General features: G+C 49.2%; 18 protein-coding genes. 8 read left to right on the plus strand and 10 right to left on the minus strand.

The genetic code is table 11. The features are described 5' to 3' along the window. The first annotated feature begins 3 nt into the window (after positions 1-3). Positions 4-2,271, plus strand: coding sequence for a bifunctional glutamate--cysteine ligase GshA/glutathione synthetase GshB (gshAB, locus tag FCL45_RS13265; protein ID WP_167495671.1), 2,268 nt, complete (start codon positions 4-6; stop codon positions 2,269-2,271). Between the two features lie 161 nt (positions 2,272-2,432). Here the strand turns inward: gshAB and fdhF are convergent, their stop codons facing one another. The 9 genes from fdhF to FCL45_RS13320 form a co-directional block, all read right to left on the minus strand. Beyond that, positions 2,433-4,472, minus strand: a complete 2,040-nt coding sequence (gene fdhF, locus FCL45_RS13270) for a formate dehydrogenase subunit alpha (RefSeq protein ID WP_136795997.1) — start codon at positions 4,470-4,472, stop codon at positions 2,433-2,435. A gap of 81 nt (positions 4,473-4,553) precedes the next feature. Continuing rightward, positions 4,554-5,345 carry a 4Fe-4S binding protein gene (locus tag FCL45_RS13275; RefSeq protein WP_136795996.1) on the minus strand — a complete coding sequence of 264 codons (792 nt, stop codon included), beginning with the start codon at positions 5,343-5,345 and terminating at the stop codon, positions 4,554-4,556. A gap of 4 nt (positions 5,346-5,349) precedes the next feature. After that, the gene (locus FCL45_RS24585) at positions 5,350-5,805 is read right to left on the minus strand and encodes a hydrogenase iron-sulfur subunit (RefSeq protein ID WP_267313990.1); all 456 of its coding nucleotides are present in this window, start codon (positions 5,803-5,805) and stop codon (positions 5,350-5,352) included. A gap of 153 nt (positions 5,806-5,958) precedes the next feature. After that, complete coding sequence (locus FCL45_RS13290; protein ID WP_136795993.1) at positions 5,959-7,632, minus strand: CoB--CoM heterodisulfide reductase iron-sulfur subunit A family protein; 1,674 nt, start codon at positions 7,630-7,632, stop codon at positions 5,959-5,961. A gap of 17 nt (positions 7,633-7,649) precedes the next feature. Further along, positions 7,650-9,182 (minus strand): 4Fe-4S binding protein, encoded by a 1,533-nt coding sequence (locus FCL45_RS13295; RefSeq protein WP_420811218.1) that lies wholly within the window; start codon positions 9,180-9,182, stop codon positions 7,650-7,652. Between the two features lie 196 nt (positions 9,183-9,378). Next, a complete protein-coding gene (locus FCL45_RS13305) occupies positions 9,379-9,798 on the minus strand; it encodes a hydrogenase iron-sulfur subunit (RefSeq protein ID WP_176360047.1) in 420 nt (139 codons plus the stop codon). Between the two features lie 21 nt (positions 9,799-9,819). Then, a complete protein-coding gene (locus tag FCL45_RS13310; protein WP_153305538.1) occupies positions 9,820-12,873 on the minus strand; it encodes an FAD-dependent oxidoreductase in 3,054 nt (1,017 codons plus the stop codon). A gap of 1 nt (position 12,874) precedes the next feature. Beyond that, positions 12,875-13,999, minus strand: a complete 1,125-nt coding sequence (locus FCL45_RS13315) for a (Fe-S)-binding protein (RefSeq protein ID WP_136795987.1) — start codon at positions 13,997-13,999, stop codon at positions 12,875-12,877. Positions 14,000-14,115: 116 nt separating this feature from the next. Beyond that, positions 14,116-15,432, minus strand: coding sequence for a (Fe-S)-binding protein (locus tag FCL45_RS13320; protein ID WP_136795986.1), 1,317 nt, complete (start codon positions 15,430-15,432; stop codon positions 14,116-14,118). Between the two features lie 742 nt (positions 15,433-16,174). On the opposite strand from FCL45_RS13320, the gene FCL45_RS13325 reads away from it, so the two are divergent. From FCL45_RS13325 to FCL45_RS13345, 5 genes are all read left to right on the plus strand, one after another. Then, entirely contained in the window at positions 16,175-16,564 is a 390-nt protein-coding gene (locus FCL45_RS13325) for a hypothetical protein (RefSeq protein ID WP_136795985.1), read from the plus strand. 11 nt (positions 16,565-16,575) lie between these two features. Continuing rightward, the gene (gene dfsP / locus FCL45_RS13330; protein WP_275942931.1) at positions 16,576-17,283 is read left to right on the plus strand and encodes a DUF166 family (seleno)protein DfsP; all 708 of its coding nucleotides are present in this window, start codon (positions 16,576-16,578) and stop codon (positions 17,281-17,283) included. Positions 17,284-17,501: 218 nt separating this feature from the next. Further along, a complete protein-coding gene (locus FCL45_RS13335) occupies positions 17,502-18,788 on the plus strand; it encodes a citrate synthase (RefSeq protein ID WP_136795984.1) in 1,287 nt (428 codons plus the stop codon). 317 nt (positions 18,789-19,105) lie between these two features. Beyond that, positions 19,106-19,489 (plus strand): VOC family protein, encoded by a 384-nt coding sequence (locus FCL45_RS13340; protein ID WP_136795983.1) that lies wholly within the window; start codon positions 19,106-19,108, stop codon positions 19,487-19,489. 78 nt (positions 19,490-19,567) lie between these two features. Next, positions 19,568-20,365 (plus strand): DUF3786 domain-containing protein, encoded by a 798-nt coding sequence (locus tag FCL45_RS13345; protein ID WP_136795982.1) that lies wholly within the window; start codon positions 19,568-19,570, stop codon positions 20,363-20,365. 6 nt (positions 20,366-20,371) lie between these two features. On the opposite strand, the gene FCL45_RS13350 is transcribed toward FCL45_RS13345, so the two are convergent. Further along, entirely contained in the window at positions 20,372-21,880 is a 1,509-nt protein-coding gene (locus tag FCL45_RS13350) for a response regulator (RefSeq protein WP_136795981.1), read from the minus strand. 587 nt (positions 21,881-22,467) lie between these two features. Here FCL45_RS13350 and FCL45_RS13355 point away from each other — a divergent pair. Further along, positions 22,468-25,503, plus strand: a complete 3,036-nt coding sequence (locus FCL45_RS13355) for an FAD-dependent oxidoreductase (protein ID WP_228721326.1) — start codon at positions 22,468-22,470, stop codon at positions 25,501-25,503. Between the two features lie 81 nt (positions 25,504-25,584). After that, entirely contained in the window at positions 25,585-26,058 is a 474-nt protein-coding gene (locus tag FCL45_RS24590) for a hydrogenase iron-sulfur subunit (protein WP_228721506.1), read from the plus strand. The last annotated feature ends 77 nt before the right edge of the window (positions 26,059-26,135 follow it).

Below are 26,135 nucleotides of genomic sequence, written 5' to 3' on the forward strand. Positions count from 1 at the left end.
TACATGTTAGATCAAGCCTTGAAACAAGCCGCTTCTGAAAGATTGTTTGATGCTGATTTCGGATTTGAAAAGGAAAATGTCAGGGTAAAGCCCAACGGCCACTTGGCGTTGACTCCTCATCCTTCGGTGTTTGGAGATAAATTGAATCATCCTTACATCACCACCGACTTCAGCGAAAGCCAGGTTGAGATGATCACACCGCCGCTGCCCTGTCTGTCTGATGCATTAGGTTTTCTCGAAACTCTTCATGATATTGTCGCGACGAATTTAGAAGATGAACTGCTCTGGCCCCAGAGTGCGCCTCCTATATTGCCGGAAGATGAGGATATTCCAATAGCAGAGTTCGGGGATAAGGCTCAGGATCATAATGTATACCGCAAATATCTTGCCGAACAGTATGGGAAGAAAAAGCAGCTCATTTCAGGAATTCATTACAATTTCTCATTTGCCGAAAAAACATTAAAGCTGATCTATCAGAAAATGAGTCCTGATGAAATCTCTTATAGTGAGTTCAAGGATGCAATTTACCTGCGAACACTACGGAATTTTAAAAGACATCGCTGGTTTCTGGTGGCTATGCTTGGCACGAGCCCCGATCTTCATGAAAGCTTCGGAGAGCAGAACCGGGATTGCCTCGGGAAGGCAACGTCTATTCGGAATTCAATCATTGGTTATCGCAATACCAGGCTGCTTAACTTGAATTACGATAGCTATGAAGCGTATAAGCGATCCCTGCAGGAGCACATAGAAGCGGGTGACATCATTTCGGAGAGGGAAAACTATGCTACCATCCGCTTGAAGAGTTTTCCAGGCAGCAGCCATGTGGATTATCTGGAAGTACGATTGCTTGATATAAATCCCTTTGAAAAGACGGGGCTGAGTCACGCCCACGCTCAGTTGGTCCATATATATATGGTTTACGCTTTGCTCTTACCAGAGAAAGAACTCTTTGACTACGAAAAGCAGCTCAGGTCGCAGACCAATCAGGATGTTGTGGCCTGCTATGGCTATTCAGACAGTGCAACTATCATTGATGATGAGCAAAACGAGATCCCGCTGGAACAGGCAATCCGAAAGGTATATGAACAGATTGTACAGTATGTGAGGAGCATTTTGCCGGAACCCTATCTCCCGGGCCTGGAGCAATTGGAAGAGAACGTGTTTAATCCAGAAACACGAATTCCACACAGGCTGAAAGAGGCATTAAAAGGGGCGGATTTTGTTGAGTGGCATATCAACAGGGCAAGGCAGGATCTGCAGGACAGTAAGAGAAAAAATTATAATTTTCATGGATTTGAAGATTTGGAGTTGTCCACCCAGTTGATTATGCGGGAAGCAATTCTTCGGGGTATTGAGATCGAGGTGATGGATCGGCAGGAGAATTTCATAAAGCTCGCTCAAGGCGACCACATCGAGTACGTGATGCAGGCGACACGGACCTCCCTGGATAATTATGTCTCTATCCTTCTTATGGAAAATAAGGTGATGACGAAAAAGGTGCTTGATCGGGCAGGCATCCGAACTCCGGAAGGGGAGGAGTACCAGAGGGGAAATGATGCTCAATCAGATTTTGAACTTTTTAAAGATAAAGCAATCGTCATTAAGCCGAAATCCACCAATTTTGGCCTGGGAATTAGCATTATAAAAGAAAATAACGACGAAAAAATATTTCGGAGAGCGATCGAGTTTGCCTTCGCTGAAGACCGTACCATACTCATTGAAGAGTTTATCAAAGGAAAGGAGTATAGGTTCTTTATCATCAACGATCAGGTGGTAGGGATTCTCCACCGTGTCCCAGCCAATGTTACAGGTGACGGCAAATCAACTATCAGAGGATTGGTGGAACGTAAAAATCAGGATCCACTCAGAGGGAAAGGCTACACAACACCACTTGAAAAAATAGCGACCGGTGAGGCGGAAGAAATCTTTCTTCAAGCACAGGGATTGAATTTTGAATCCATACCTGACGCGGGAAAAAAAGTATTTTTGAGGGAAAACTCCAACATCAGCACCGGCGGAGATAGTCTCGATTTCACAGAAGATATTCATGAAACATATAAGGAAATCGCTATCAAGGCCGCACAGGCTCTGAAGGTAAGAATCACCGGGCTGGATATGATGATTCTGGATATTACTCAGGAAGCAAGGCAAGAGAACTACGCCATTATAGAGATGAATTTTAATCCAGCTATCCACATTCACTGTCACCCTTACCAAGGCAAGAACCGTCGACTCGATGCTAAAATTTTAGATGCCTTAGGCTATGAGTGAAGAGTGTCCGAAATGGCCTCCAAGGTTAGCGGGGGCAACCACCAACTATCTGGGTAGCAGATGGCTGATTAATCGGCAGCATGGCATAAAAAATGGGATTAGAACAGGACATAATCGCCTGTTCTAATCCCTTGGAAAGATACGTTTTATTGTTGTCTGGGTTACGCTGCCTTCTCAACGTTCACGGCACAAACCTTCAATTCAGGAATCTTACAAATCGGATCATGTGCAGGGTTGGTCAGGATATTGGCGCAACTTTCAATAAAGTGGAAAGGCATAAAAACTGAGCCGTCTTCCACTCGTTTGGTGATCTCAGCCCTGATATCGACACTGCCGCGCCTTGAAGAAACAGTGACGGTATCACCATCCTTAACATTGAGTTTCAACGCATCATTCTGACTTATCTCGAGAAAACCCTCCTTAATCTCAGCATCAAGAGTCGGCGAGTTTCTGGTCATGGTGCCAGTGTGATAATGTGCAAAGACACGGCCTGTTGAGAACCAGAATGGGTATTCATCGTCAACGATTTCGGCAGGTGGCTTGAAGTCAATACCGTGGAACAAGCCTTTGCCGCGGGCGATCTTGCCTTTATGCAGGTATCTGGTGCCTGGGTGATCTGGAGTAGGGCATGGCCACTGCAGTCCTTCACCTTCAAGCCTCTCATAACTAATGCCGCCATAAGATGGAGTGAGGGTGGTCATCTCACTGAAGATCTCTTCCGGGTTGGCGTAATCCATTGTGTAGCCGAACCTGGTTGAGAGGTCCTGGATGATCTGCCAATCCTGACGAGCCTCGCCTCGTGGTTCAACAGCCTGGCGAACGCGGGTTACGCGACGTTCGGTGTTGGAGAAGGTGCCGTCTTTTTCGGCAAAGGAGACACCTGGCAGAACCACATCTGCCATTTCAGCGGTGGCAGTCAGGAAAATGTCCTGGACTATCATCAGCTCACATTTATCAAAGGCCTTTTTGACATGATTGACATCCGGATCACTGACCACAGGGTTTTCGCCCATGATATAGAGTGACTTGACCGAACCATCTTCCAAACCTTCCAGCATCGCCGGAATTGTGAGACCAATCTTGTCCGGCATCTGGTCAACATTCCAGGCCTTGGCAAATTTTTCTCTGGCTTCAGGGCTGGTTACTGGTTGGTATGCCGTAAAGACGTTGGGCAGGCCGCCCATATCACAGGCACCCTGAACGTTGTTCTGGCCACGGAGTGGATTGACACCGCAGGATTCTTTGCCGAGATTACCGGTGAGCATGGCAAGGTTGGCCAAAGACTTGACGTTGTCCACGCCGGTAGTGTGCTGGGTGATACCCATGCAGTACACTATTGAAGCTGTTTTCGCTGTTCCGTAATACTCTGCAATCTGCCGGATGGTCTCGGCATCGATGCCGCAAATTTCAGCGGCCATCTCTTCGGTGAAGGATTCGATTACCTTTTTGCAGGCCTCAAATTCTTCGGTCTGGTCGTCGATATAGCTTTGATCATGCCAGTTGTTTTTGAGAATGACGTGCATGATACCATTGAGCAAGGCCACATCGGTTCCCATCTTCTGACTGGCGTAAACATCTGCAATTTCAGAAATGTGTACCTTGCGCGGGTCTAAGACAATGACTTTGGCGCCATTTTTCTTGGCCCTGAAAATCCGGGTAGCGACCAGTGGATGTGCTACAGAGGTGTTGGAGCCGATAATGAAAATACAATCGGAGTGCTCCAGTTCTTCCATTGAGTTAGTCATCGCTCCACTACCGAAAGATGCGGCAAGACCTGCCACGGTGGAGGAGTGTCAGAGTCGTGCGCAGTGATCGACGCTATTGGTGCCGATGGCAGCTCTGGCGAATTTCTGCAACAGATAGTTCTCTTCGTTGGTGACCTTGGCGGAGGTGAGGAAGCCTATACTGTCCGGGCCGTTGGCTTCTTTAATCTCTTTCAGCCTGGTAGCCGCGAAATCAAGAGCTTCATCCCAGCTTACTTCTTCAAGTTTGCCGTTTTTTCGAACCAGAGGTGCGGTAAGCCGTTTATCGTTTCGGACAAACTCATGTACATTCCATCCCTTGATGCAGAGTTTACCCTGATTGACGGGGCTCGTTTTACAAGGGATAGTGCCAATTGGATCACCATCAAGCACTTCCAGGAAAAAGTTACAGCCACAGCCACAGTATGTGCACGTTGTCAGCACTGTCCTGTAATCCATAATCGCTCCTTACTCTTCGTGTCTCTTCTCGTGCCCTGATACCGCACGTTGAATTCAGCAATATTTAGTAACTTTCAGCTACTACTTGTCGATCATGTTGAGCGGTGATCTCTGTCCGCGCCGCGTACCTGTTTGAAAATCGAACTGCTGATCCAGGATACTGTTCACCTTCTTGTACAGCGTCCTCAGCGGTATATTAGACGGACAGGCCTCTTCGCAGAGACCGCAATCTATACACCTGCCGACCATGTGCATGGCTCTGGTGTGGTGAAAGACCGGAATTTCAGGTGGCAATTGGCCACTTTTTACCAGTTCATCACACTTGAGACTGCAGTCATTGCAGAAACACATCGGGCAGACGTTCGAGCAGCCGTAACACTTGATGCATTTAACAAATTCATCCATCCAGAAAGAGAACCGATCTGTGAGCACCAGATTCTCGACCTCATTCACCGATGTGGACTCGCGACCTTCTGCAGCTTCTCCTGCAACAATTTCGGCAGGAAAAGGCGTTGCGCATTCACATGCATCGGCCAACTCCTGGGGGCAGGGGATACCGACGGTGACAACCTTGTCGGGACGCAGTTGATTCCAGGTGTAAAGTGTGGTCAGTGCCCTGTCGTCACAACCCCTGACGAGGATACCAAAAGTATCTTCGGGGTAGGCCTTGTGAATGTTCGTCAGATATTTAGTTAAAGGATATCTGGCATCTCCGGCTCCATTTCTGTTTCCCAGGTCGAGCATTTCAAGCTCGTCGATATTCTGGTAGAGATGCGGCGCGATATGGCCGTTTTTTCGGGCGAGCCCGAGAAAGCCCTTGATCTCGCCGGAGTCCAGCAACTCTTTAACTTTATCCTTAATAGCTTCAATCATATCCTCACCCTTCCGCAATGGCTTCAACCACATCACCTCGATAATCTTTTTTCAGAGGTGAAGGGCCAAGTTCGCGCAATTCTTCAATGAAGGTGTTGAATTCATGGACAAGTTCAGGTGCTTCTGCAGAGGAAATCCAGCTCGCTTTCAGTCGGCGCTGATCGATGCCGCTGAAATTCATGACTTCCTGCAGGACTGATACTCGTTTCTTGGTGGAATAATTACCATACAGGTAATTGCATTCGCCGAGGTGTCATCCGCCGACAAAGACACCGTCTACTCCCTTTTGAAAAGCAAGAAGTATATGGTGCGGAGACACGCTTCCACTGCACATAACCCGGACGGTACGAACATTTGCCGGGTACTGCAATCGACTGACCCCAGCCAGGTCAGCAGCGGCGTATGCTCACCAAGTACATAAAAAGCAAACAATTTTCGGTTCGAAAATATCGTTACTCATTTGTTGGTTCCTTTTTTCGTGAGTGGTTATCTCGCATTTCTTATTGAGATTGTGTTCGTACTAATTACCACAATGGTCATCAGAAATCCGGGTTAGTGCATTAACAAAGGTGTATCCAATCCGTTGAATGCAAACACATTTCCGGGATCTACATTAAATTGCTCGTATCTGTGCCAGTAACTGTTCAGGCCGATATCCCCGTAACACAGCGCTGTGAGAAGGGCAGGTTGAGGCGCAGTTGCCACAACCTTTACAGAGAATCTCTGTCACTTCACAGATGGCTGTTTTGCTGTTAAAGGTAATCGCATCATAAGGGCAGACACTTATACAGCCCATACAACCGACACAGGTTTCTTCTGAGATCTCAGCCACAATTGCGCTTTTTACCAATTTATCCTTAAAGAGGATAGCTCCCACCCTGGAAGCAACACCGAGTCCCTGGGTCCTCGCCTCCACAGAGGTTGCGGGATAACGGGCGCTGCCGCAGACAAAGATGCCGTCAGCGGCAAAGTCTAAGGGGCGAAGTTTTGCATGGGCTTCTAAAAAGAAGCCGTTTTTATCGGTCGGCACGCGCATCAGGCTGGCGACATCGGTAGAATCTTCTCTGGCAATAAGCGGGGTTGAAAGGACAACCAGATCAGATTTAATCTCTTTCGGGGTACCGAGAACGGCCTGATCGAAGGTAACCTTGTCTCCTGAAACCTCTGGAATGGACTGACCGTCAAACACGTGGAAATGTATTCCCATACCCCTGGCATCCCAGAGCATCTGTTCTTTCACGTCGCCGTACATCTGCATATCGCGGTAGAGTACATGAACATTGGCAAGGGGGTATTGCCGTTTGATGTGCATGGCGTTTTTAACCGCGGTGAGGCAGCAGATGCGGGAGCAATATTCACGCTCTTCATTTCTGCTGCCTGCACACTGGATCATGACAATAGAGGTCGCGTTGAAGCTGTCCTTTTTGAGTCTTTGTTCCAGTTCATACTGGGTAATCACATTATCGCCGTTATGGCCCAGAAGACCATTCTCGATAAGCGGTACGGCCCCAGTGGCCACAACAATACAACCAACAGTGGCTTCTACCGGGCCATTACCACTGTTTATGGCAACAGAGTAATTTCCGATGTAACCTTCGATTTTCTCGATGGTCGCGCTGGTGTATGAGGTGACTGCAGGAATTGCTGTTACTTTTTCAGCAAGGGCACCGATGGTGGCCTCAGATGATTCTCCATCGTCAAGCAGGTGAAGGTCGTTCATCAACCCTCCAAATCTCTCCTGCTTTTCCACCAGCACGACCTCAAGACCCATTCCTGCCAATGCCTCTGAGGCAGATAATCCAGCAATACCTCCGCCGATTATGAGTACTTTACGGTTCAGATCAGACTCGATATCGTCTTGAGGTTCGAGGGTGGTACTTTTCGCCACACCCATTCTCACCAGATCCTTGGCTTTGCTGGTGGCGATATCACGTTGGCCCATATGTACCCAGGAGCATTGATCACGAATGTTGACCATCTCGAAGAGATATGGATTCATACCGGCTTCCTCACAAGAGGAGGAAAACAACGGGTGGTGTGTTCGGGGTGAGCAGGAAGCAACCACGACCCGGTTCAGTTCATGGTCCTTAATTGCCTTTTGAATTTCGACAATGCCGGACTCTGAGCAAGTGTAGAGGTTTTCCTTGGTATAAACCACACCGGGAAGAGTCGCTGCATATTCGGTTACCGATGTGCAGTCGAGATGTCCGGCGATGTTGGATCCGCAATCGCAGATAAATACCCCGACCCGCAAACTCTCTTTTTTGTTTGTACTCTTCTTATCCATGTCGATGTATACCTTTATCAAGATACCTTGAGGAGTTTTTCCGTAGTTACAGCCTGCACGGCGCGAGAGGCAGCGCTTGATGCCTGAGCTACCGATTCAGGGATATCCATTGGCGAATGGGCACAGCCGCAGACAAAAATACCTTCTTTGGTGGTATCAAGCGGGCTGTTACGGCTGGTTTTGAAAAAGCCGAACTTGTTGAGTTTGATATCGAGTATACCGGCCAGATCTTTCATGCCACTGGTAGGCGCACAGGCAGTGGCCAGGACAACCATGTCGAATTCCTCACGCTTGACTTTCTGTTCCTGGGTGTCTTCGTAGACAAGTACCGGATTGTCGTTGGCACCTCTGACAATTTCTGCTACACGGCTGCGCTTATAGGTGATGTTCGAGTTATTGCTGCCGCGTACTTTGTACTCTTCAAATCCCTTACCGACCGCCCGTATATCCATGCCGAAGATCACAGAGGTGGTATCATTGTCGTGCTCATGGGCGATAATTGCCTCTTTAATAGAGTGCATGCAGCAATAGCCGGAGCAGAAGGGATAGAAGCGAAGGTCGCGTGAGCCTACGCACTGGATGAAGGCGAGTTTCTTGGCTGTGGTAAAGTTTGCAGCACGTTCTTGCAAGTCTTTCAGTTCGGCTGTCAGGGCCTGATGCTCAATATATTTAGCTGCCCACTGGTCAAGATTGTCATCTCCGCCTGAACCGTTTTGCTGATATTCAGCGTAAAAATCGGCAGAGCTTTTGCCGTGCTTGTCTTCGAAACGAGTCAAGCCCCTGGCACCGCGGCCTTCGAGTTTTTCAAGTTCAGCGATTTTGTTGGTTACAGCGATATCTGACGGGCGATCCAAATGTCCGTGGGTCGGTCCGCTGGCGCTCAAGAAACGCTCGAACTCCATGGCTGTTATCACGTTGGGCAGATCGCGATACCTGTATTCCGGGATTTGCGAAGGGTCGAAAATGTCGTATCCGACTGAGCTGATAATTGCGCCGATATCGAGTGTTACAACCTCATCTTTCTGCTCAAAATCAATCGCGTTTGCTTCACATTTTTTCTGGCAGATTCCGCACTTTTTGCCATTGAAGACACGACAGTGGTCGGTATCTATGGCGTGGGTGGAGGGAATACCCTGGGCAAACCAGCTGTAGATGGCCTTTCTGGTGGAGTGCTTCTCATTATAAAGATCAGGCACATCTGTCGGGCATTTCTCGGTGCAGGCTCCGCAGCCGGTACACTTGTCGGCGTCGACGTAGCGGGCTTTCTTACGCACCTTGACCTTGAAGCAGCCAGCGCTGCCGGAAACTTCTTCAACGTCACTGTATGCCATCAACTCTACATTGGGATGTCGACCGACATCCAGCATCTTAGGCGAGAGGATTCAGATGGCGCAGTCATTGGTAGGGAAGGTCTTGTCGAGCTGGGCCATTTTCCCGCCGATACTTGGCAGGGTTTCGACAAGGTAAACCTTGAAGCCCATTTCGGCCAGATCCAATGATGACTGTATGCCTGCGATACCGCCACCAATAACAAGCATGTCCTTGTTCACTATCGACCTCCTGTATTATGGGTAGGAGCCTGTTGTATTAAGCTCTTTTTCCCAACTCTTCATTATCGAGCAAAATAACTGCTCGCAATATATTGTGTATGGCTCCGCTAATTCTGCTAAACGGCTTGGAGTCTCGAAAAATCTCCTGCCTGAATGGTGAAAGACATCAATTCCCCACCCGTGGACTCCTGCGGCTCTATGCTGCTTCTTCTATTGCCAGAGGCCCAAGGGACTCGATTTCTTGCGAGAACTTTGTAGCGACCTCGGCGAACTTGGTTCCTTCGGCTGAAGAGATCCATTCGAGTCGTACCCGCCTTGGGTCGATACCGAGTATTTCGGCAAGCTGTTTTGCTGATCCGAACATTTTCTCCGCTTTTACATTACCGTCCAGGTAATGGCAGTCACCGATGTGTCAGCCAGCCACAAGGACGCCGTCGGCACCATTTTTAAAGCCTTCGAGGATGAAGTTCGGATTAATCCTTCCTGAACACATCACGCGTACGATCCTGAGGGTGGGGGGATACTGAAACCGGCTGACACCGGCCAGATCCGCCGCCGAATAGGCGCACCAGTTACAGGCAAAGACCAGTATATTCGGTGTAAATTCCACGGACATTTTTTCTTCCTTACAATGTGGTTATCTGTCAAACGCCGTTTCAACCATAGTCAGAACTTCTTCATCGCCAAAGTGGCGTACAGAGGCGGCTCCGGTGGGGCAGGCAACGGCGCACATGCCGCAACCTTTACAGAGGGCTTCCTGAACATTTGCGACTTTAACTCCATCTGCGTTTTCAATGACGCTGATCGCATTGAACGGGCAGGCTGTCTCGCATTCGCCACAACCGCGGCACATGAATTCCTGTACATAGGAGACCACGCCTTCAACGGTTAAACTGTCTTTAGAGAGAGTCACCGCTGCACGAGATGCGGCTGCGGCCGCCTGGGCGATGGATTCCTCTATTGGCTTCGGATAGTGGGCCATGCCTGCTAAAAAGATACCAGCGGTGGCGAACTCTACCGGGCGCAGCTTGGCATGGGCCTCATTAAAGAAGTTATCACTGTTGCAGGAGAGCTTGAACATCTGGGCCAGTGGTTCGTTGTTACGAGGTTCAATGGCAGCAGCGAGAACCAGCAGGTCGACTCCAAGTTCAATATCAAGCCCTATCACGTGATCTTTAACGGTGATGGCAAGTCCGTCATCGGTGGCAGCCACCCTGGGTTTACCGTCCAGATCGTAGCGGATAAAAATGACGCCTTTTTCCCTCGCTTCTTTGTACAATGTCTCTCGTCGGCCGTAGGTACGTATATCCCGGTACATGACAAAGACATCACGGTCCGGGTTGGTATCTTTGAAATTGATCGCAGACTTTATGGAATGGGTGCAGCACACCTTTGAACAGTAGGGGTGCCCGGGTTCGCGAGAACCTACGCACTGTATAAAGGCGATAGAGCCAGCTTTGGCGATTGTATCATTGCCACCTTCACCCAGAGCACGATCAAGATCCAGATGGGTCATGACGCGGTCGTCCTGACCATAGAGATATTCGGTCGGTACGCTCTCGACGGCACCTGTGGCTATGATGACCGCGCCGTGGTTGAGTTGTTGCTCTGTACCGTTCTGGTTTATAGTGGTTTCAAAGTTGCCGATAAAGCCGGAAGCGGATTTAATCGTGGTTTCAGGATGGACAGTTACGCCAGGATGATCTTCAATCCCTTTGACCATATCGGCCAGCTTTTCCTGAATCGATTCGCCTTGCCAGGTTTTACCGAGGACCCTGGCGTTACCGCCAAGCTCTTTTTGCTCTTCGACCAGATGTACCTGAAAGCCCTGGTCGGCAAGGCCCAAGGCAGAAGTCATACCGGCAATGCCGCCGCCGATAACAAGAGCGCTTCGATCAACACCGATTGTGGGTTGGCTCAAGGAAGTGATGAGTCTGGTTCGGGCTACAGACATGCGAACCAGGTCTTTGGCTTTCTGCGTTGCGGCTTCTTTGTCGTCGCTGTGAACCCAGGAGCATTGGTTGCGGATGTTGGCCATCTCAAACAGGTACTTGTTCAGGCCGGCATCACGCATGGTTTCCTGAAAGAGTTCTTCATGGGTTCTGGGAGTACAGGCGGCGACGACGACCCGGTTGAGCCCTTCTTTTTCTATTACCTCTTTGATCTTCATCTGGCTGTCCTGACTGCAGGTGAAGAGATTTTCTTCGACGTAGCTGACTCCAGGCAGGCTCCTGGCCATCTCGGCCACTGCAGGCACATCGACTATACCGCCGATGTTGGTTCCGCAATTACAGACAAATACACCGATTTTCGCTTCCTCGGTGGTGATATCCTTTTCTGCCGGGTACTCCTTGGTTTTGGTGAGAGCACCACGCGCTTTGGCCAGATCAGCCTCGGCCCAGCAGGCGGCTGCGCTCGCCTCCATAACGGAGTAGGGAATATCCTTGGGCTCCTGAAAGGCGCCGCAGACGTACACTCCCTGGCGTGACGTTTTGACCGGGGAAAAACAATCGGTTGCGGCAAAGTTGTCGGAGTTCAGTTTGATATCAAGTGTGCCGGCCAGGTCGATGACCTCTTTTGGGGTCTCCATGCCGACGGAGAGCACTACCATGTCGAATACTTCTTCATGGGTGGTACCGGCGTCATCGACGTAGCGAAGCTGCAGGCTTTTAGTCTCTCGGTCCTCGACGATGGAGTGGACTCTGGTTCTGACGAAGCGCACCCCCTGTTCTTCACGGGCACGATCGTAATAGGCTTCGAAATCTTTGCCGTAGGTCCGCATATCCATGTAGAATATGGCGGTGTCCAGGTCGTTCGGCGCATGTTCTTTGGCGATAACAGCTTCTTTTACAGCGTACATGCAGCAGACTGAAGAACAGTAGCCATGATCACAGCGATTGATGTCCCGTGAGCCTATACACTGCAGCCAGGCGATTTTCTTGGGTTCCTCACCATCTGAAGGGCGAACCAGATGCCCCTGGTATGGGCCGGTGGCACTGAGGATACGCTCCATCTCCATGGATGTGATGACGTTGGCGTAGTTGCTGTACTGATAGTTGTCAAGATCGGAGGGGTCGAACGCGGCAAAGCCTGGTGCCAGGATTACAGAGCCGACGTTGAGAACTGTAGTGATCTCTTTCTGATCGAAATCTACGGCTCCGGTTGGGCAGACCTTGGCGCAAAATCCGCACTTGCCTTTCTTGAAATAAATACAGGTGTCAGCGTCGATGGCATATTTAAGTGGTACAGCCTGTGGGTTATCGACGTAAATCGCCTTTCTCTTGGCTAAATCTGCGTTAAAGGGGTCGCTGACTTTCTTGGGACATTTTACCGCGCACTCTCCACAGGCGATGCACTTGTCCATATCCACGTAACGGGGGTGTTCGACAAGTTCCACCTCAAAGTTCCCTGCTTCGCCTTTGAGAGAGGTGATTTCAGATAAGGTTTTAAGCTCTATGTTCAGGTGCCGGCCGACCTCGACCAGTTTCGGTGAGATTACTCACATCGCACAGTCATTGGTGGGGAAGGTCTTGTCCAGCTGAGCCATTACCCCGCCAATGGAGGCGGATTTTTCTACCAGATATACATAAAAACCTGAATCCGCGAGGTCGAGAGCTGTCTGCATTCCGGCGATACCGCTGCCGACAACGACTACAGAGCCTTGAACATTCTGAGGATTTGTTGAGCTCATCTCATTTCTCCAATTCTATGTTCTCTGAAAGGTAGGAGTAAAGATCCTTTACCTCTACATCGATATCCGTATTCGATTTCGCGCAGGAGAGATGTATCTGGCACTTTGGACAGGCGGTGATAATGGTGCCGGCACCTGCTCTCTCGGCCTCCTGCAGTCGTTTTATCTGCATGGTTTTGGAGCATGAAGAACACTCCATCCAGGCTGTGGTTCCGCAGCAGACGGCATTCTCCCTGTTGTTTTCCATCTCTCTGAGATCGGAGTCAGGGATGAGGCCGAGCAGGCTGCGTGGTTCTTCATATATGCCTGCTCTGCGTCCGAGGCGGCATGGATCGTGGTACGTTACGGAGCCATTACCGGAAGGGTTGAAGGAGACATCGGCTTTGGGCAGTTCCCTGGCTAAAAATTCAGAGATGTGAATGATCTCGAAGGGGAGTTCGCCGACAATGGCCGGGTAGCTTTCCATGAAGATTGAATATCCTTCAGGGCAGGAGAAGATAACCGTTTTCGCGCCGGAGGCCTTGATAGTCTCCACATTCTTTTTAGCGAGTTTGGCAAAGAGTTGCTCGTTACCACTCCAGAAGGCGTCGTGGCCACAGCAACGTTCATTATTGCTGACAACCGGCTCAATTCCCATTTTGTTCAGAACTTTCAGGATGGATTTGGCGCTATCGATCATCTGCAGATCGAGGTATTTGAAAACAACATCCTGATAGGGCAGGCAACCAACGAAGAAAAAGTAATCGCCTTTCTCCTGAATTTTGCCGCTCTCTTCGGCCCAGCTTATGCGATTTTGCTTGAGGTCGCCGGACTGCAGAGTAGTGAGGGTCTGGAACACGCCGTGGTGGCTTTCGCGGGGAAGGTTGCCGGCTGCTATGGCTTTTTCGCGGTAGGTTCTGATAAATTCAGGGAAGTCGATCCCCACCGGACAGCGGTCGCTACAACGCGAACAACTCAGACATGCCCAGATATCTTTCGACTTCAGTATATCTCCGTCTGGCTCCACCAGGGTTCTTTTTATCATTTGCCTTGGCGAGAAACCGGGGAGGTCGTAGCTGACAGGACAGCTACCTGTACATACCCCGCACTCCATGCAATAGTCGATCTGCTGTTTCGTGAGTTGCATACTAAAACCTAGTTATGTTGTGATAAGTTCTACGGTTAGCTGCAAAACTTCAGGATGGCCTGGTAGCGCCTGAAGACAACCTCCTGAAGGTTCTATTCTGCTCTTTGGGTCCCACCCTAAAATGCGGTTTCAGGGTGGAACACGTTGACATCCCTCAAATCGTCTTCAAGATAGGCACGCTCATTAGGACCAAGAATGCCCAGTGAGAGAGCTAGCAATGTCCAGAAGTGTACGACTCCGTAATTCCCGCCGAAATGGTGGGAGAGTTCATGGATCTGGGCATGGCAGTTATGGCAGCCGGCGATGCAGTATTGTGCGCCTGTAGCCTTAATCTGCTCGTCTTTGATGCGGCCATATTCGAGTCTCTGGTCCTTGAACCCGGACTGGAGGAAACCACCACCGCCGCCGCAGCAATAGTTATTCGACTTGTTGGGATACATTTCGACAACGTTTTCTTCACCAACGACCGCCTTGATGGCATAGCGGAATTCGTCGGCTATAGCGTCACCAAAACTTTTACGAACGATCTGGCAGGGGTCCTGAATAGTGAACTTGATACCGAGTTCCTTGTTCCAGTCTGAGTTGGGCTTGAGCTTGCCTTCCCTGATCCACTTGCCGTAATATTCGTAGATGTTTTTTACGTCGAAGTTATGGTCGATGTTGAATTTTTTCAGTCCGGCCCGGACTGCGAAGGTCACGTGACCTCACTCTGTATTGAGATACGTCTTGCACCTTAAGGCGTCCGCCCTCTCGGCCTTGGCCCTGACGATATGTTCCCAGTTTTCATTGTCGGCAAGGAACAGACAGTAGTTTTCGCCGCCCCAGGCAGTGGAGCTGTAGGTCCAGTTCGCTCCGGCCAGATGAAGAATTTTCCAGAGCGGGACCATTTCGTCCGGCTCGGTCATAGGCTCTCTGGAGTTCTGGTTCAGGAAAAATTCGGCACCCTCCTTATCTATAGGGGCTTCCATGTCGGCAAATTCAGGCTGGGACTCACGGTACTCTTCAAGTACATCGTTGACCACGAAGATGAAATCTTCAGTGGGTGTTCCCATTGCGGTTTTGGATTCGCTTTTAACCGCAACGTCGCATGAACCCCGGATACCTTTGGGACGCTCGTCGCGAGGGCGTAATGCCCGAATGTTGAAAATCATCTGGGGAATGTCAATCTGCATAGGGCATACATAAACGCAGCGTTGACACATGGTACACATCCACGGCCAGTCGGACTTTAACACTTCTTCGTCCATGCCGAGTACCAGCATTCGTAAGAACTTTCTGGGGTCCATGCCCTCGAGACCGGAGGCAGGACAACCCGAGGAGCAGAGTCCACAGGTGAGACATAGGCTGAGGTTGCCGTCGGGCAACAGCTTTTTGATGTCGTCCAAAAAAGAACTTTCGGCTTTTCCTTTAATCTTTATTGCCGTGTCAGCCATAATCTGAATTCCTTCTAAATGGATATTTATAAGGGTGATAAGCCGGGCTTTGGTAATAATTCAGGTGCCATATATAGGTGCGGTTCCGGTTGGGGGACCGCCTCAAATACTCAATTGGAACAATCCGCAGACTAGCTCATTTGACCCTTGTTAGCAACTTTTTTCAAAGCATTTTAGATAAATGATCGAGGAGGGAAGCTTTGAGCTGTGTATGGTCCTTAACCCCCCGGTTTGAAATGGTTAATGAAGGCACAGGTGGTGACGGGAAATCCTGCTGCACGATTGTGCGAATTGTTCGCTATTGTGCAGCGCGAGGGGTGGTGTGGCTGCATGAAATGGTCATGGATAGTGCTGCAACCTATTTGGATTGAAACACTATTTTTCAATTCTGTTTATGGGTGGCACACGTCAAAAAAATGATGAGATTCGTTCCGGCCATTTCGAGATGGTATTTTGCAATCGATCGGGAAGGGGGGATGCGTTGTGGGTGAATTCTCACATGTTGGAAGATATTGTCTCGGGAGTTGGCTCGTAAATCTAACAACGCAGCGATATTATGATCATCAGCTGAAAGAGAATTGCAAGATATGCTGGTGATTGAGTAACTTCTATGTCCCATGATCGTTCGGTTTTGCAAAGAAAATGATGAAAACACAATGAAAGGACGTATAATAAACTTTTGAATCTTTTGATGCGTAAAAGCTTGTTATGGAGGCCTGCAATAAAAGTATGGTGAGGATAAATGGGTAAAGATTTTATTCAAGTAACATTCGATTCAAACGATGTTCGCGAATGCAGCAGTGTTATCCTGGTTCCGGAGAAAGCTATGGCGGAACCCGGATATATCAAAACCATGTCGGTTGGTGAAGTAGCCAATATCAAACATGAGTTTCATGCCATGGCACAAATGGCGTATTACCAGTATCAGGATGATGAACTTGATATTGTGTCAGTAGAGGGTGTAATCTCGGTATCACAAGGCGACATGTTGGAAATACTTGATTCGGGCATGGTGATTTGTCGTGATCCCGATGGTGAGTTTCAGGTAGTTATCCATGCACAGTTGAATCGCAAAAAAATGCTAGAGACCACCAATCGGTATTGTACCCGTTGGGTCCGTCTTGACATCTGATTGATAACGATATGGAGGACAATGTGGGCGAGGTTGACAGGGTAGGGGCTGGAATAGATGGCCGGAAACAACAAAAGATAACAGTTTTTCAGCAACACGGCAGTGGAGAAAGAAAAATTGCCGGCATCAGGAAATATGCCAAAGAGGTCATAGAGCTGGAAGTCATCTCGATCGACGAATCGTTGCCGCCGGTGATAGATGATGGGCGTGACTACCTGCCAGAGGTGATCGCTGCCGACCTTGTGCTCGATTTTCTTAAGCACGAAGACCTGTCCCATGACCTTGTGGCGATCTGTCACCGGCAAAATATCCCGGTTATCTCTTCAGGAAAGAAGTTGGTATCAAAATGGGTGCTTACCCCTCCCACCTGATGTGGCCTTCCCAGCCAGGATGGTCTGGGCGAATATGGCGATCGTTTCGGTGCACCTGAATACGAAGTGGAAGTTGAGGATGACAAAATAGCGGAGGTTCATGTGGTACGTGGCGCGTCCTGCGCTGCGACCTGGGAAGCGGCCCTGCGATTGATTGGCACACCAATAGATGATGCTGCCCGTAAGATGGGCATTGAGTCCCAGTTCTTCTGTTCGGCTAATCCTGCCGGCTGGGATCCGATTTATGGTAAGAGTCCGGTGCATTTTGCCGGTAAAGTACACGCCAAAGCTATTGGCGACGCGCTAGAAAGGGCTTTAACAAAACTTTCATCAGGAACCGATGGCTGATATCGTACAATGATAGAGTACAGATTGTTGCAAGTAGTCTCATTCCCGTCTGTGATCATTGGCCGAAAAGAGTATTACCGGAAACGATGCTACCTGGGCGAGAAGATTCTGTTACGAATATAGGTGTTGATTTTTGACTGGAAATCATTATCAAATAAAAGAGATACTTATAAACACGAGACATTTTCATTACCCTACTTTAAAGCATGGGGGACGTTATGAGCGATAAGGCCATCCTGAGTTTAGATGGGAAGAAGTTTGAATTTGATCTGTTCACTGGTTCCGAGAACGAGCGCTGTATTGACATAACCCACCTGAGAAAGGAAACGGGTTATATCACAATGGACCAGGGGTTCGGAAATACCGGGTCCTGCTTTTCAGATATTACTTTCGTGGATGGCGCCAAGGGGATACTTCGTTATCGTGGCTATCCGATAGAGGAACTTGCCGAGAAGGCCACCTTTGTGGAAACCGCGTATCTGATCTTGTATGGTGAATTGCCCTCGGCAGATAAATTGCGCAATTTTTCAAATTCGCTGAGAGAGCATGCGCCGCTGCATACGAATCTGAAGCACCATTTCGAGGGCTTGCCTTCGGATGCTCCGCCGATGGCTATTCTGTCGGCAATGCTGAACATGGTCTCCTGCTTTCATCCCGAAGTGCTTGATGTTCACACCAAAGGTGCCGGCTTTGACCGCACTGCCGCGCTGCTGCTTTCGAAAGTGCGAACCATAGCCGCCTGGGCGTACAGGATGGCGGTCGGCAAGCCATTCAATCATCCGAACCCGAATTTCAGCTACTGTTCCAATTTCCTGCACATGATGTTTTCGGAACCGTATCAGGAATATATACCATCGCCGGTAGTGGAGAAGGCTTTAAATCTGTTTCTGGTGCTTCATGCCGACCACGAGCAGAACTGTTCCACCTCAACGGTTCGGGTGGTCGGCAGTTCACGCGCCAATCTGTTCAGTTCCGTATCCGCCGGTGTCTGTGCCCTTTGGGGGCCGCTGCACGGTGGCGCAAATTCAGCTGTCATCCAGATGCTTGAGGAAATCAAGGAATCTGGGCGGCCGCTTACCGATTATATCAAAATGGCGAAAGCCAAAAACAACACCTTCAGACTGATGGGTTTTGGTCACAGGGTGTATAAGAATTTTGATCCCCGCTCGCTGATCCTGAAAAAGGCTGTGGATGAGGTGTTGCATGAACTCAATATGGAAGATCCGCTCCTTGATATCGCCCGTGAGCTCGAGGAGAAAACTCTGCAGGATGATTATTTCAAGGAGCGAAATCTCTACCCCAATGTCGATTTCTATTCAGGTATCCTGTTGAGAGCAATTGGAATTCCGCTGAACATGTACCCGGTAATGTTTGCCATTGGCCGTATGCCGGGCTGGATTGCCAACTGGCATGAACTCCATGCACATAAGCAAAGGATTTCACGGCCAAGACAAATCTACACGGGATCCAATACCCGCAGCTACAAGCCGATTGAAGAAAGGTGAGGTGATAACTGACGGAATTCTTCTCATTTTTTCTGGAAAATTATTATAGTCAAGGGGAGAGCATTGCACGATGCTCTCCCCTTGTTTGCATGGAGAGGAGTGTTCAACTCAGCAGCCTGGTAACCAAGCGATGGTACAACACTTAAATCTAGGTATGGAAAGCTTTTAGAAGTGGATTTTTCAGGAAGCCTGATGAAACATGTCAGGATCGACAACAAAAAAATGGGATAGAATGTACCTCAGGTGTCAGTTGAATTCTGGACGAACCGCTCCATGTTTTCTTTGTGGAATGGGGTCACAAGTCAAAAGGAGAGAGAATGGCTGAAAATAACAAGATCAGTTATGTTGAATTTCCGGCAATAAACCTGAAAGCAACCAAAAAATTCTTTAATCAAGCCTTTGGCTGGACCTTTACCGATTACGGTGAAGAGTACACCTGTTTCTTTGACCAAGGGGTAAATGGGGGCTTTTACCGGGCTGACATTGCAGCGATGGTGCAAACCGGCTCTGCCTTGATAATATTGTATAGTGAAGATCTTGAAGCAACCAGGGAGAAGGTTGTCGGAGCAGGTGGCAGGGTGGTGCGGCCGATTTTTTCATTTCCCGGGGGGCGGCGTTTTCATTTTACTGAGCCAAGCGGCAATGAGCTGGCTGTCTGGTCTGATTTTAGCCCGGAAGGTTTGAAAATATCAGAGGAATAGCTGAAATGGCGGCTGGTGGAAATTACCGCCCCGGTAATTGAAGTAAAGTTTTTTTAGAGCGTTTCAAGGAGAGATTTGATGCCTGGCCAAAATGCAATGCAGATTTTCACGCTTCTCGATAAATCCAACTGCGGCAAATGTGGGGACAAGACCTGCCTTGCTTTTGCCGGTGCGGTCTTCACCGGCAGAAAATCAATTGATGCCTGCCCCACTCTGGAAACGGATATCAAGGAGCGTTTCAGATCCCCGGGAAATGATGGGGCCGAAGCAGCAGAAAATTATTTAGAGGAGATGACATCCCAACTGGCCACACTGGATTTTTCCTCAGCGGCGGAGCGTTCCGGGGCAACCCTGAAAAATGGCTGGATTTCCGCCAGGGTGATGGGTAAAGAATTCAGGGTCAACAGGGAGGGGCGGTTCTCATCAGATATCCACATCACCAACTGGGTTACCGGGCCGTTTCTCAGTTATATCCTGCATGGAAAAGGGCTTGAGCCCACCGGGAACTGGATTACCTACCGTGAAGTAGACGGTGGCAGGGAGCGTTACGGCCTCTTTCAGCAGCGCGCAGAGGCAGATCTGCGAAAAGTTGCTGATGCCTATCCTGATCTTTTCAGGGATATGGTGGAGGTATTCCAGGGGAGTGAGGTTGAGAACCAGTTTGAGGCTGATATTTCAGTGGTGTTGATGCCGCTGCCCAAGGTGCCGGTGATGATAAGTTACTGGTTGCCCGAGGATGGCCTTGAGTCAAGCCTCAATATCTTTTTTGATGAAACGGTGAATGACAATCTGGGTAATGATGGCATTTATTCGATTTGTACGGGCCTGACTACAATGTTTGAAAAGCTGGCTGAACGACATGGGTTCAAGATGTAGGGATCATCATTTACTGTATGTATCGTTGCAGGGAAGCATTATTGAGAATGCAGTTCCTCTCCCGTAAGTACTCTCAACAGATATCTTTCCATTCAGGGAATCGACGATTGATTTTACAATGGCCAGACCAAGGCCCGTTCCATGTATGGTGCGGGTCTGCTGGTCTTTTACCCTGTAGAACCTATCGAATATATGGTCGATATCTTCTGCCGGAATACCATAACCTGAATCCTTGATCTGAATATATACCTGGCTGTCGTCAGCCTTTGCCTGCACTGTTATTGTTGTATTTTCAGGTGAGTATTTGATGGCATTGGTCAGGAGATTGGTGAAGATTTCTTCCATGTGGCGTGGCACCGCAGTTATTACCGGGAGTGTGCTTTCCAGTTGCAGTTCAATGGCAATTTTTTTGGCGTCGGCTCGAGGGCTATGGAAAGAAACCTGGTCCTGCAGGAGAGCGGTAAGGTCAACATCCTCATATTCATAGCTGATCAGGCCTGATTCGATTCTGGAAAGATCGAGCAGATCGGTGACGAGTTTGTCGAGATTTTTAATCTTTCCAGAAGCTCGTTCTAGAATTTCCTGTTGTTTATCAGTAACCTCTCCGGCCAGGCCGTCCATAATGACGCTTAATTGCATCAACACCGAGTTGATCGGGCTGCGGATTTCATGGGAAACCATGGAGACAAAATCGGATTTCATCTGTTCGATCTGTTTGGCAGCGGTGATGTCGTGGAGCAGGGTGATAGTGCCCAGATTCTGCTCTGAACGACCACGATACGGCGAGCAGTGCAGGCTCAATATCTTATCAGGCTCCCCGTTGCCGGAATTGACAATGAGTTCAGTATTGATCTCATGTTCACCGCTTTCACTTGCAGGGGTGGAGAGGGCAGATTCGATGGTCTCAAGGAGCAGTTTGCTTGGGAATTTGTCACCGATTTTATTACCAATCAGTGAGCCGTCCCGGGCACCGATCATTTTTTTGAAAGAGGGGTTGGCGAGCACGACCCGTTTTTCCATGTCTGTGATCAGCACACCGTCATGCAACTTATTAACCATGACCCGCATGCGTGACTTGTTGGTGGCGATATCCTGCAGGGCGTGGGTGTAGCGAAGAGACTTGGTAACGACCGCTTTGAGCTGATCGGGCGTAAATGGTTTGGGGATAAAGTCAAAAGCCCCTTTTTTCATTGCCTCAATGGAATGTTCCAGCGTTGCATAACCGGTTATGACAATGACAACCGTGTCGGGATCGATATCACGGACTCGTGAAAGGAGTTCAAACCCGGACATATTTGGCATGACCAGATCCAGCAGCAGGATATCAAAGTGATGATCTTCAATTAGCTTAAGCCCCTCTGCTCCATCAGCAGCGGCTTGAACCTCGAACCCCATGGTTTGCAGAATAAGTGAACATGCTTCACGTATTCGTGGTTCGTCATCTACAACAAGAATATTGGGACAGAGAAGAGTCTCGGCAGAATCTTGTAGAACTGTGGGCGGTGTCTGGGCCATGCGAACCCCCGTGGTTAACCATCAGGTACCTGAAAAAGTTTCACCTGGAATTGTGCTGTTAATACAAATATTAGGCAGCAGTAAGTCGGAGCGGCTGCACCAGGCATGGTAATACAGCATTTACTCTTTTGGAATAGATTTTTCCCGTACATGGTTGGCAAGTGGTAATGAGGTGAAAATAGCGCAACCGTGCCTGACCGGTAAATGGTTCGGAGGGGCGTGTCCACGACTGCGAACCAGTCATTCTTTCAGGCACCTGAAAAAAGGCGAGTTCAAAAAACTCATATGCAATTTTCGGCCATTCCGGTCATGGGGTAGCAGTCCTTTCAGTACTCGAGGGTGTAACAACGAACTGCAATATTGAAGTTGAATAAAACCAATCCGGCACAAATTGTAAGTAAATGAGTTCCTCAATAAAAAATATTTATCATAACCAATTATATGGGTTATATTGCTTTTGGCTGGTGAGGTTTAGAGTTTCCAGGTCTCACCGTTGTATTCTGATAAATACCCGCAGCAGATGCTGGTAGAAACAGAATAACCAGCATCTGCGAACTGCCGGGATCGCGCGTAAGGAGGGCCTTGCCTTGATAAGGATTACCCCCGGGCAGGATCGGAAGCAAAAAGTAGGTTCAGTTCTCGTAGTAGGTTCCGGCATAGGAGGGATGCAGGCATCTCTCGATCTTGCCAATAGCGGCCTCTTGGTTCACATGATCAATGATGAACCTTCTATTGGCGGCACCATGTCCAGACTGGATAAGACCTTCCCCACCGGGGACTGTGCTATGTGCATGATCTCGCCTCGCATGGTTGAGAGCAGTCGTCACCCGAATATCAAGATGCACACCCTTGCCAAGGTAGCAGGGGTTACTGGTGAGGAGGGGAATTTTACAGTCACCATCCACGAAAAAGCTCGTTATGTCGATGCGGAAAAATGTACCGGCTGTGGAGCTTGTGAGGCAAAATGCCCAAGCCGTGTGCCTGACTATTTCAATCAGGGACTGGATAACAGGCGGGCGATCTATGCGCTCTTCCCCCAGGCTGTTCCAAATACGCGGGCAATAGACAGCGCCCACTGCCTCTACCTGAATAAAGGGGTCTGCAAAAAATGTGAAAAGGCCTGCGATGCAGACGCCATCAATTTCGAAGATACAGACAAAGAATATGAGATCAATGTCGGCTCCATAATTCTTACTCCCGGATTGAAAACGTATAACCCTGCTATACGCCAGGAGTTTGGTTTTGGTAAGCATGAAAATGTGGTTACCGCCATCCAGTTTGAGCGATTGCTTTCGGCCTCGGGCCCATGTGGAGGGCACGTTGAGCGACCAAGCGACAATGTGGCACCCCAAAAGATTGCCTGGATTCAGTGTGTGGGCTCGCGCAATGAAAATAACTCGAATCCATGGTGTTCATCAGTCTGTTGTATGTATGCGGCCAAGCAGTGTGTGATTGCCAAGGAACATGATCCTGAAGTCGAGCAGACTGTCTTTTATATGGAGCTTCGGGCATTCGGCAAGGACTTCGATAAGTTTATCGATAAGGCCAAAAAGGACTCCGGCGTGCATTACAAGCGGGCGATGGTATCCGAGGTGATTGAAGATCCTGAGACAAAAAATCTGTATATCCACCATGTCGATGATGAAGGTAACCTGGTCAATGAACAGTTTGATATGGTGGTACTTTCAATGGGCTTTGAGCCCCACGACGAGGCTGCCGAGTTTGCTGATATTTTCGGCATAAAGACTGATAAATATGGTTTTGCGGAGACTTCGAAACTCCATCCGGTTGAGACCTGCAGGAAGGGTATCTTCGTGGCCGGAACCTATCAGGGGCCAAAGGATATACCAGAGACGGTGGTCCAGGGCAGCGGTTCAGCGGCCAACGCCATGGCACTTCTGGGTGAGAGTCGAGGTACCCAGGTTGAAGAGGTCGTTCTGCCGGACGAAATTGATGTTACAGGAGATGAACCGAGGGTGGGAGTGTTCGTCTGTCACTGTGGTGTCAATATTGCCGGAACGGTGGATGTGCAGCATGTGGCAGAGGAGTCTGCTAAAGAGCAGAATGTGGTGCATAGCGAAACGATCATTTATGCCTGTGCTCCGGACGGTCAGGCCAAAGTAAAGGATATTATCAGGGAGAAAAATCTCAACAGGGTACTTATCGCCTCCTGCACACCGCGTACGCACTCGCCACTTTTCATGGATACTATTCGTGAAGTAGGGCTCAATAAATTCCTTTTTGAGCTGGCCGATATCCGTGAACAATGCTCCTGGTGCCATATGGATGACAAGGAGCATGCAACCGAAAAGGCACTCGATATCGTGAAAATGAATATCGCCAAAGCCCGTCTGCTGGAACCTGTCCAGCAGAATTCGGTGGGGGTAACCCATTATGGTTTGGTCCTCGGTGGCGGTGTGGCTGGAATGACCGCGGCAGTGTCGTTATCGCGTCAGGGCTATGGGGTGCATCTGGTTGAGCGTGAAGAAGAACTTGGCGGGCTTGCCGTCAATGTGCGCAGAACCCTTGAGGGCGACGATGTGCAGGCTTTTGTAAGCGATTTGATATCGCAGGTTCAGGCGGAGGAGCGAATTACCCTGCATATGGGCACAACGGTCGATAATACTGATGGTTTCGTGGGTAATTTCGTTACCAGGCTGACCAATGGCACGACAATTGACCATGGGGCGATCCTGATCACCACTGGTGGTCAGGAATATATTCCAGACCAGTACGAATATGCAAATTCCGAACGGGTTATAACCCAGCGAGAGTTGGAAGATCTGCTGGACGAGCGGCAACCCGGTAATGATCAGACGTATGTGATGATTCAGTGCGTCGGGTCCCGTGAAGAACCTGATAACTACTGTTCAAGAATTTGTTGCCAGGATGCGCTGAAGAACGCCATCGCCATTAAAGAAAAGGCTTCTGGTGCCCAGGTGGTGGTGCTGTACCGGGATATGCGTGCTTATGGCTTAAAAGAGGATTATTACAAAAAAGCCCGTGATCTCGGTGTACTTTTTTTCCTCTATCTGCCGGAAGATAAGCCGCAGGTTGAGATTGATGGCGAAAAGTGCAAAGTGCGCTTTGAGAGCAAGGTGCTGCATAGGGAAATGATGGTGGAAGCCGATTACCTGGTGCTTTCCACGGGTCTCAGGCCGCAACCCGATATTGAGGATCTTTCAAAGAAATTCAAACTTACCTGTAATCTCGACAGATTTTTTCTCGAAGCCCACGTCAAGCTTCGCCCGGTGGATTTTCCGAGTGAGGGCTATTTTCTGGCGGGGCTCGCCCATGCGCCTAAAAATCTCGAAGAAACTATCTCCCAGGCTCTGGCAGGGGCTGGCAAAGCAGGGGCTTTGCTCTCCCATGAGCAGTTGTCGGTGTCAGGTATCGTTTCCAAACATAACAGGGATATCTGCATGTCCTGCCTGGCCTGTTTCCGGGCCTGCCCGTTTGGTTCACCCTATATTGATGAAGAGGGTAGGATTAGTCATAACGAAGTCAAATGTACCGGTTGCGGCATATGCGCCGGCATTTGTCCTGCTAAAGCCTTTCAGGTCAACTTTTTCAGAGATGATCAGATAATGGCCATGATCGATGCGGCAACGGAAATTGTTTGAGGACAACCCAAAGGAGAAGGTATGGCAAATGACGAGGGGAAAGAAGAGGTCCGGGGTGGCCCGGAGCCGAAAGTGCAGGACGTGCCTGCAGACTGGCAACCCAATATAATAGCGTTTGCATGTCATTATTGCGCATTTGCGGCTGCGGACCTGGCTGGTGTTATGCGTCTTTCTTATCCGTATAATGTCAAGATCGTGCGGCTGCCCTGTACGGGAAAACTTGATCATTCTTATGTATTACGGGCGTTTGAAAGAGGAGTGGATGGTGTTTTCGTGGCTGGCTGACTTGAGGGCCAATGCCATTTCCTGGAAGGAAACATTAACGCGAAAAAACGAGTTCATAGATTACATGGTCTGCTGGAATCGGTCGGTATAGACCCGGAGCGGCTGGAATTTTATAATCTTTCGGCTGCGATGGGGCCGAGATGGGCAGAGATATGTGCTGAATTTACTGAAAAGATAAAGGAATTAGGTCCATCACCGATCTGGAGGGCCATTGTAAAAAAGAAAAAGGCTGCCCGGCAGATGAAGCAACCTAAAGAGCGGTCAGCCTGACGCGTGCGTTTATCCGGCTGCCTGGCTTGTTGTACGAGTCTTAAAGCACGTGGGCAGATTACGAGGACATGGAACGC

The organism is Desulfosediminicola ganghwensis (assembly GCF_005116675.2).
In the GTDB taxonomy this organism is placed as follows: domain Bacteria; phylum Desulfobacterota; class Desulfobulbia; order Desulfobulbales; family Desulfocapsaceae; genus Desulfopila; species Desulfopila ganghwensis.